Raw genomic sequence first — 8,543 nt, forward strand, 5'->3', positions numbered from 1 at the left:
GCAGTTCGGTTACATGTTGTAAACTTATTTATGGTTACAGAATGTAAACTTATAAGTTACACTTTGCAACTGTAACTAGGGGTAAATCACTACACTGTTGATTGCGTCATTTAAAATAATATTTAAAGCTCTTATAAATCAGTGAGTTAAAAGTTAGTCATATAAATGGTCACATAACTATTGATATAAATTGTGGGAGTCGCAATGAAAGCCACAGCACAACTGAATAACAATAAAATGCGTTTTATCGACAAACTGTCCTACGGAATTGGCAGTGTCCCCTACGCTTTGAAAGAGGCGACCTTCGGCAATTTTGTGCTGTTTTTTTACACTCAGGTGCTGGGCTTGTCGGGTTCACTTACGGGGCTGGCAATCTTTATTTCTGTGATTTGGGATGCGTTTTCTGACCCAATGGTCGGTGCTTGGTCCGATCGGTTAAAAAGCCGCTGGGGTCGCCGTCATCCGTTGATGTTATTGGGCTCAGTACCGCTGGCCCTGTCATTTCTCATCCTGTTCAGCCCACCGGAAAGCATGTTGGCCAATCAGTGGGCGATGTTTGCCTGGCTGCTGGCGTCGGTGCTGCTCCTCAGAACCTCCCTGACCATCTTTTACATCCCGCAAAATGCCATGGGCGCCGAAATGGTGGATAACTACGCCGAACGCTCCTCTATTGTCAGCTTCCGCACCAACCTGGGCTGGATCGCAGGTGTGGCCATACCGGCTATTTGCCTGACAGTAATCTTTGCCGAGGTGGACGGTCAGGATGGACGCTTTGTCCTCGACAACTACATCACCTATGGCTGGGTCGCGTTTGTACTGGTGTTAATGTCGTGTCTGCTGTGTGTGGTGGGTACGCGACACTACATTCCACGTTTGCAGAAAATTGCCGCTCGAAGTAAAGAGAGCCCGGGTATGTCGGGCATGTTCAGCGATACGCTGGCGACCTTGAAAAACCCCAATTTCAGACGAATCTTTATCCTCGAAATCGCGGTTGGCGGCACACTGGGTATCCTCGGGGCGTTGCAGATGATTACCTGGACTTATTTCTGGGAGTTATCGGTCCAACAGATTGCCCTGTTGGCTCTGTCGTCCTTACTGGCGGTGGCTGTGGCTTTCCCCGGTATGAGCTGGTTGTCCCGCCGTTGGGAAAAGCAGACTCTGTTACGGGTTGCGGTGGCAGGGTTGGTGTTTAACACCCTGTGGCTAGTCCCTGGACGCTTGTTGGGCCTCATTCCGGAAAATGGCACTCAGTGGTTGTTTGCCATGGTGTTTATTAACACGTTGATCACCACCATTCTGACGATTATGCGCACCGTGAATTTGCACTCGATCATGGCGGATATTGCCGATGAGCATGAACTGGCCACAGGTCGCCGACAAGAAGGCGTATTCTTTGCGGCCACGACATTTGCTCTGAAGTTTGTCATGGGGTTCGGTTACATGGTGGCGGGGCCTTTGCTCGACATTGTGGGCCTGAAACCCGGAGTCGATCCGGGGCAGGCCTCTGAGTCCGCGTTATTTGGGATTGGTGTTGTCGTTGGACCAGTGCTGGTGCTCTTGTTACTGATTCCGTGGTGGCTGGCGATGCGTATTGATGTCAGCCGGCAAAAAAGTGACGAGGTGCAGGCGGCCCTGATATTACAGGCGCGCGGTGATTGTTGATCGGGTGAATTGAGATCTGGTGGTAATAACTGAAGGGGTGCTGGAGAGGGGGCTGATGTGTCAGGGGTTGATACCAAACACCGACAAGTTCAGTTCAACCCCCTGACCCAGCCAATAGGCATAGTCTGTGTGGTCTTTAACATCATCACCAGTCAGTCCGTGGACAAAGATGGTCAGACCGTTGCGGTTAGCGTCCAGCCAGGAAATAAAGGCATCAAAGTCTCTGGTGCCAAAAGTGATTTGGCAACTCCAGCAAGGGTGTGGTCCTACCAGCTTTTCATGAAAGCGGCCCACCGGCAGATCAAAGGTTTCTTTGATGGTGTTGCAAAGCGTTCTCGCCTGCTCTGCGGTGCTTGCATCAAAGTACACATGGGCGTGGTAGGCCTTGTGTCGGTTGATGGGCGCGCGGTCATCGAGGGTCATATCAATGTGCCGTTTGTGTTCGTAGAGAGCGTGATTGCATAAAACCATAGATTACAAAGCACAATGACACCAATTGTTGTGCCATCAAAATAGGTTTGTCCTGCAGTAACATCAGCGTTGCCATACTCAGGTTCATCAGTGCGAAGAACAGCCAGCCGATACGATTGTTCTTTGCCATGTAATAACTGCCCAGTAAAAACCCAAGCATTACGCCAATTTCCAGAACCTGAGAAATCGATGTGATACCGCCGTGTTGGCTGACGCTGTAAAGCAATCCGAAAGTCAGCGACGAATAGGTACACAGGGTCACAATGCGGTTGAACAGTTGGTGCGGTTTTTGGTGATCGTGGTAGGTGTTGTACAACCCCAGCAACATGGCTGGGATGCCGCCGGCTTCAATAGAAGCGGCAATCCAGTTTTCGTGACCCGCCAAGACGATGACCCAGGCGGGAACACCGAGAATATAAATGGTCCAGCCCGACAGTTTGAAGTGTTTTTTGGTGGGCTCGTGCCGGCCTTCGGACAGAGCAAAGAGTATCTTGTTGATCAGATAAAAAGATCCGCCCCAGATTTGTAACATCAGATCCATTGGCAGCTCTCTGTCGTAATCATCAAAGAAGTGGAGAAGAGTTAGGCTTTGCTGGCCATCTTTGCAACTTCCCCTTCAATCCAGTTTTTCACATCTTCAGTGACGGCCTTGCTGGTTCTGCCTTCGGTGGGAATGGGGGCGCCGATAGACACCTCAATTACGCCGGGATTCTTTATCCACTTTTTCATCGGCCAGTAGACGCCGGCGTTGTGAGCGACGGGAATCAGTGGTGCGTTGGCGTTAATGGCGATGTCGGCACCGCTGCGAGCGTAGGTGCTGATTTTGCCCACCGGAGTACGGGTGCCTTCTGGAAAAACGAGAACATTGTTGCCCTCGTCCAGACGTTTCTGTCCGTAAATCTTCACTCTTCTCAGAGCGTCTTTTGGGTTGCTGCGATCAATGGCAATAGGACGACACTGTGCCAGCCCCCAGCCGAAGAACGGAATTTTCAGCAATTCTTTTTTTAGAATGATGGAGGTGGGATGAAAAAACCACTGAAAGAAAATGGCTTCCCAGGATGATTGATGCTTGGCCATGATGACAAAGGGTTGGCCTTTGGGCAGGTTTTCTTGTCCCTGAATTTTACAGCTCACACCACACACGGTTTTTAGAGCCCACAGCATGACGACATTGAAAGAGATGAAAAAACGACTGCGGAAACGGTAGGGGGCGAGCGGTAAGAAAATGCCCAAGACACCAAAAAATACGGCGGTCAGGGACATGATGGTATAAAAAACTATGGTGCGGGCAACCTGCATAAATCATCCATAATGTTCGGTAATATAGAGGGCGGCTTGTTGTAAATTATCAAATACCGGCAGTCTTTTTAATGACAGCTTTTCGTCTGTGTTGGTAGCTTCTTCTTGTAATTTTTGTAGGGTTTTCTGACCTTTTCCGGTTTTCACCAGAATGGGGTCGCAGCCTTTGGCAATGCCAGCTTCCAGATCTCTGAGACTATCGCCAATTAACGGGGCTCCGGCGGCACTGACCTCAAACTCTTTTTCAATCAGATCAATCAAGCCGGGCAGCGGTTTGCGGCAGCTGCAGCCGTCGTCCGGGCCGTGGGGGCAATAAAAAATCGCGCTGACTTCTCCGCCCTCGGCGGACACGGCAGTGCGCAGTTTATTGTGCATGGCTTCCAGATCGTCGGTACTGAAATAACCGCGGGCGATGCCGGACTGATTGGTGGCAATCACCACGGTGAAGCCATTGCGGCACAGGTGCGCAATGGCCTCGGCACTGCCGTCGATCAGGATAAACTCGTCTTCGGATTTCACAAACGCGTCGGAGTCACGGTTAATGACGCCGTCGCGATCGAGAATCACCAGCTTGGTTGAGGTGTTGGGCATATCAGTTCTTGCTGGGAGCTAACAGTGAAATATCAGCCACCTGCAGGAACAGTTGACGCAACTGACTCAGCAGCGCGATACGATTGTTGCGCAGCGCCTCGTCGTCGGCCATCACCATCACATTATCGAAGAAGTCATCCACGGGCGCGCGCAGGCTGGCCAGTGCCGCCAGAGTGCCGGTGTAGTCGTTGGCGGCAAACAGCGGCGCCACTTCGTCAGACTTGGCAGCCAGTTGTTCCGCCAGAACTTTCTCGGCGGATTCCTGCAACAGTTCGGTGTTCACCGCGGCATCGGTTTGAGCTTCGGACTTGGCCAGAATGTTCGATACCCGCTTGTTGGCCGCAGCCAGAGCTTCGGCTTCCGGCAGAGCGCGGAAAGCGTTAACCGCCAGCACGCGATTGTGAATATCCAGTGGCTCGGACAATTGCTTGGCCTGCACCGCGTGGAAAACCTCGGCGGCAATTTTGTCTTCTTCGTACCAGGCGCGGAAGCGTTCCACCATATAAGAGAAGGTGGCGGCTACCGTGTCATCGGCGTCTTTGATGTTGCTGCCGTGTTGTTCGGCGGCGGCACCCAACAGCGCTTTCAGGTCCAGCGGCAGTTGTTTTTCCACCAGCAGGCGCAACACACCCAGACTGGCGCGGCGCAGAGCAAACGGATCTTTGGAGCCGGTGGGTTTCTGGCCAATGCCGAAAATTCCGCTCAGGGTATCGATACGGTCGGCCAGAGCAACGATGGTACCGGTCTCTGTTTCCGGCAGGGCATCGCCGGCAAACTTGGGCTGGTAGTGTTCTTTCAGAGCTTTGGCCACGTCTTCGTCGAGACCTTCGTGAACGGCGTAGTAGTAGCCGGCCAGGCCTTGCATCTTGTCGAACTCACCCACCATGTCGGAGACCAGATCTGACTTGCACAGTTCGGCAGCTTGGGCGGCCTTGTCGGCGTCAGCGCCCAGTTGGTTGGCGATGTTAGCGGCCAGCCCTTTGATGCGCTCGGTCTTGTCGAAGATGGAACCCAGCTGTGCCTGGAAGACAATAGGTTTCAGACGATTGCGGAACTCACCCAGAGAGACTTTTTTGTCGGTTTCAAAGAAGAAAGCGGCATCGGACAGTCGCGGGCGAATCACTCGCTCGTTACCGTCAATGACTTGCGCCGGGTCTTTACTCTCAATGTTAGAGACGGTGATAAAGTACGGCAGCAACTGCCCGTCGTTATCCACCACCGGGAAGTATTTCTGGTGCTCTTTCATGGAGTAGATCAGGGCTTCTGCAGGCACTTCGAGAAAACGCTCTTCAAAGCGTCCAGTCAGAGCTACAGGCCATTCAACCAGGCCGGTGACTTCATCCAGCAGATCCTGATCGATCACGGCAACGCCGTTGATGTTTGCCGCTTCGGCTTCCACCTGCTGACGGATCAGTTGCTGGCGCTGCTCGTAGTCCACCATCACGTAGGCAATGGACGGCAGCTTTTTCAGGTAATCGCTGGCGTTGTCCACCTGCAGATCCTGATTGTAGTGGAAGCGGTGACCGCGGGTTTCACGGGCGGCGTGCAGGCCCAGAATATTGGCTTCCACCACGTCGTCGCCGAACAGCATGATCAGCCAATGTACCGGGCGTACGAACTCCGTGCGGCTGGCACCCCAGCGCATGCGCTTGGCGATGGGCAGGGCGTTGAGTGAGTTTTCCACAATGGCTGGCAGCAACTCGGCGGTGGCTTCACCACCGGCCTGAGAGCGGTAAACCAGTTTCTCGACCTTGCCGTCGTTTTCGCTGGCCAGCGCGCTGACCTCGATGCCGTTTTTGCTGGCAAAGGCTTCCGCCGCTTTGGTGGGGTTGCCGTCGGCGTCGAAAGCGATCTTGGCCGGAGGGCCCCAGACCACCACGTCTTTTACCGGTGTTTGTTCTTCCAGATTGCGCACCACCACGGCCAGACGGCGGGGTGCAGCGTATGGTTCAACGGCGTCAAAGGCCAGATCCTGCTGTTTCAGTCCAGCGGCAATGCCGTTGCTGAAGGCCAGCATCAATTTTTTCAGCGCGGTTGGGGGCAGTTCTTCGGTGCCCAGTTCGACCAGAAAATCCTTAGCCATGATTACTGTTCACCTCCATCAGTCTTTTCTGCAGCGTCTGCCGCCAGTTGCATCACTTGTTGTCTCAGGTTGTCTTCCGCCAGCGGGAAGCCCATTTTCAGGCGCGCATCGAAATAGGCCTGAGCCACGGCGCGAGCCAGGGTGCGCACGCGCAGAATGTAGCGTTGACGCTCGGTTACGGAAATGGCGTGGCGGGCGTCCAGCAGGTTAAAGGCGTGGGAGGCCTTCATCACCATTTCGTAGGCGGGCAGCGGCAGGTTTTTCTCGATCAGGCGCTGGCTGTCGCGCTCGCAGTTGTCGAAGGTCTGGAACAGGAAGTCCACATCGGCTTCTTCAAAGTTGAAGTGGGACATCTCGATTTCGTTCTGCAGGAACACATCACCGTAGGTGACCTTGTTGCCGTCCGGACCGACGGTCCACACCAGATCGTAAATGGAATCGACGCCTTGCAAGTACATGGCAATACGCTCAAGCCCGTAGGTGATCTCGCCGGTGACCGGGTAGCACTCCAGGCCGCCCACTTGCTGGAAGTAGGTAAACTGAGTCACTTCCATACCGTTGAGCCACACTTCCCAACCCAGACCCCAGGCACCCAGTGTTGGGGATTCCCAGTTGTCTTCCACAAAGCGGATGTCGTGGATCAGCGTATCGAGGCCCAGTTCCTTCAGGGAGCCCAGATACAGATCCTGAATATTGTCCGGAGAAGGCTTCAGTACTACCTGATACTGGTAGTAGTGCTGCAAACGGTTGGGGTTTTCGCCATAGCGACCGTCGGTGGGACGGCGGCAGGGTTGCACGTAAGCGGCGTTCCAGGTCTCGGGACCGATGGCTCGCAAGAACGTGGCCGGATGGAAGGTGCCCGCGCCCACTTCCATGTCCAGTGGTTGCAAAACGACGCAGCCCTGACGGGCCCAGTATTGTTGAAGTGCGAGAATCAGTCCTTGAAACGTACTGACATCGGGCTTGTTGGTCTCAGACACGGCTGTCTGTCCCTCCGGCTTTGGTGAATTTCGGTAAATAATCGACAAATGAGCGAAAATAGGGGCGAGATTATAGCCCTAGCGGCAGGCTGCACCAAGGAATGCGTCCAATTTAACCGATTGGCTGACCAGACAGAGCCATGTGACACGCTTACGGGGGAAGATCTGTCTTGTTCAGTGGCAGTTCCATGTTGTTCGGGGATAAGTCATTGGGTAAGCTTCCGCCTCCCGTTGATTGGCTTTGGGCTTTCTATGTCTGATTCACCCGCGTCTGATTCATCTTCACCCCCCGGCTTTAAGGAACGAGCGATCGTCGCCTTTGTGAAAGTCTGTGCCTGTCTGCCTCTGTGGTTGAGCCGGAGCCTGGGGACCGGGGCGGGTTGGATATCGTATGGTTGTCGTAACAGCCTCTATCGGGTGACCCGGGAAAATCTGGAGTTGTGTTTTCCTGCGATGGACGAGGCTGAGCGCAACCGGCTGATTCGCGCCAGTCTGATCGAAACCGGCAAGTTGATGTTTGAGACCGGGGCGGTCTGGGTGAGAGACCTCAGCTGGACGGCAAGCAAGATACAGACAGTACACGATCGCTCCATTCTCGATGACGCCCTGGCGCAGGGTAAGGGTGTGGTGCTGTTGGCACCGCATCTGGGGAATTGGGAGGTGCTGGGTCTGTATCTGTCAGAAGTGCCCGGTGCCATGTTTATGTATCAGCCACCGGAGATCGCAGAGCTGGAGCGCATCATCCGCGAGGGGCGTGAGAAGGCCGGAGCCACGCTGGCGCCCACCAATCGTCGGGGGGTGTTGGCTATTTTGAAGGCGATGAAACAGGGGGGATTCACCGGTATCTTGCCTGATCAGGTGCCCGATGCGGCGGGCGGAGAGTTTGCCCCCTTCTTCGGGGTGCCGGCGTTAACCATGACGCTGGTCAACAGTCTCCGCGAGCGCTCGGGCTGTACCGTGATTGCCGCCTATGCCGAGCGGGTTCGCGGCGGGTTCGAAATTCACTTTAAATCTGCCGATGACGGTGTTTACTCTGAGGATACGGTGGCGGCTCTGACCGGTTTGAACAAAACCGTTGAGAACTGCGTGAATGACATCCCCGCGCAGTACCAGTGGGAGTACAAACGTTTCCGCAAGCAGCCGCAAGGCATGCCCAAACCCTACAAAAAGAAGAAATAAGAGATTGAAGTAAGCAATTAAAGAAGAGCTTGGCGTCTCCAGAACATTAGCGTCTCCAGAACATGGGACTGAACAGGACCAGTAAGGTAAACACTTCCAGCCGTCCCAGTAGCATGGCAAAACACAGCACCCACTTGGCGGTTGCGTTCATATCGCCATAGTGGGTGGCCACCTCTCCCAGCCCGGGCCCCAGATTGTTGATGCAGGCACCCACGGCGAAAAATGCGGTAACCACATCCAGGCCGGTGCCAATCAAAATCAGGAACATCAAAAAGTAG

General features: G+C 54.1%; 9 protein-coding genes. 2 read left to right on the forward strand and 7 right to left on the reverse strand.

The genetic code is table 11. The features are described 5' to 3' along the window. The first annotated feature begins 204 nt into the window (after positions 1 to 204). Positions 205 to 1,662 carry an MFS transporter gene (locus tag ACTG33_RS06655; protein ID WP_439134419.1) on the forward strand — a complete coding sequence of 486 codons (1,458 nt, stop codon included), beginning with the start codon at positions 205 to 207 and terminating at the stop codon, positions 1,660 to 1,662. A gap of 60 nt (positions 1,663 to 1,722) precedes the next feature. Here the strand turns inward: ACTG33_RS06655 and ACTG33_RS06660 are convergent, their stop codons facing one another. From ACTG33_RS06660 to glyQ, 6 genes are read right to left on the reverse strand one after another with little or no spacing between them, the layout of a single operon-like run. Further along, entirely contained in the window at positions 1,723 to 2,085 is a 363-nt protein-coding gene (locus tag ACTG33_RS06660) for a DOPA 4,5-dioxygenase family protein (RefSeq protein WP_439134420.1), read from the reverse strand. Position 2,086: 1 nt separating this feature from the next. Continuing rightward, the gene (locus ACTG33_RS06665; protein WP_439134421.1) at positions 2,087 to 2,674 is read right to left on the reverse strand and encodes a hypothetical protein; all 588 of its coding nucleotides are present in this window, start codon (positions 2,672 to 2,674) and stop codon (positions 2,087 to 2,089) included. Positions 2,675 to 2,715: 41 nt separating this feature from the next. Continuing rightward, the gene (locus tag ACTG33_RS06670; protein ID WP_439134422.1) at positions 2,716 to 3,432 is read right to left on the reverse strand and encodes a lysophospholipid acyltransferase family protein; all 717 of its coding nucleotides are present in this window, start codon (positions 3,430 to 3,432) and stop codon (positions 2,716 to 2,718) included. A 3-nt stretch (positions 3,433 to 3,435) separates the two neighbouring features. Further along, positions 3,436 to 4,023, reverse strand: a complete 588-nt coding sequence (gene gmhB, locus ACTG33_RS06675) for a D-glycero-beta-D-manno-heptose 1,7-bisphosphate 7-phosphatase (protein WP_439134423.1) — start codon at positions 4,021 to 4,023, stop codon at positions 3,436 to 3,438. A 1-nt stretch (position 4,024) separates the two neighbouring features. Further along, positions 4,025 to 6,106, reverse strand: coding sequence for a glycine--tRNA ligase subunit beta (glyS, locus tag ACTG33_RS06680; RefSeq protein WP_439134424.1), 2,082 nt, complete (start codon positions 6,104 to 6,106; stop codon positions 4,025 to 4,027). A gap of 2 nt (positions 6,107 to 6,108) precedes the next feature. Next, on the reverse strand, positions 6,109 to 7,086 hold the full coding sequence (gene glyQ, locus ACTG33_RS06685) for a glycine--tRNA ligase subunit alpha (RefSeq protein WP_439134425.1): 978 nt from the start codon (positions 7,084 to 7,086) through the stop codon (positions 6,109 to 6,111). 252 nt (positions 7,087 to 7,338) lie between these two features. Between glyQ and ACTG33_RS06690 the strand changes: the two genes are divergently transcribed. After that, complete coding sequence (locus ACTG33_RS06690; RefSeq protein WP_439134426.1) at positions 7,339 to 8,265, forward strand: lysophospholipid acyltransferase family protein; 927 nt, start codon at positions 7,339 to 7,341, stop codon at positions 8,263 to 8,265. 46 nt (positions 8,266 to 8,311) lie between these two features. Here the strand turns inward: ACTG33_RS06690 and ACTG33_RS06695 are convergent. Beyond that, positions 8,312 to 8,543, reverse strand: a 232-nt coding sequence (locus tag ACTG33_RS06695) for a potassium transporter TrkG (RefSeq protein ID WP_439134427.1), incomplete at its 5' end; no start/stop codon positions are given.

Source organism: Pseudomaricurvus sp., from assembly GCF_965662505.1.
GTDB lineage: Bacteria > Pseudomonadota > Gammaproteobacteria > Pseudomonadales > Cellvibrionaceae > Pseudomaricurvus.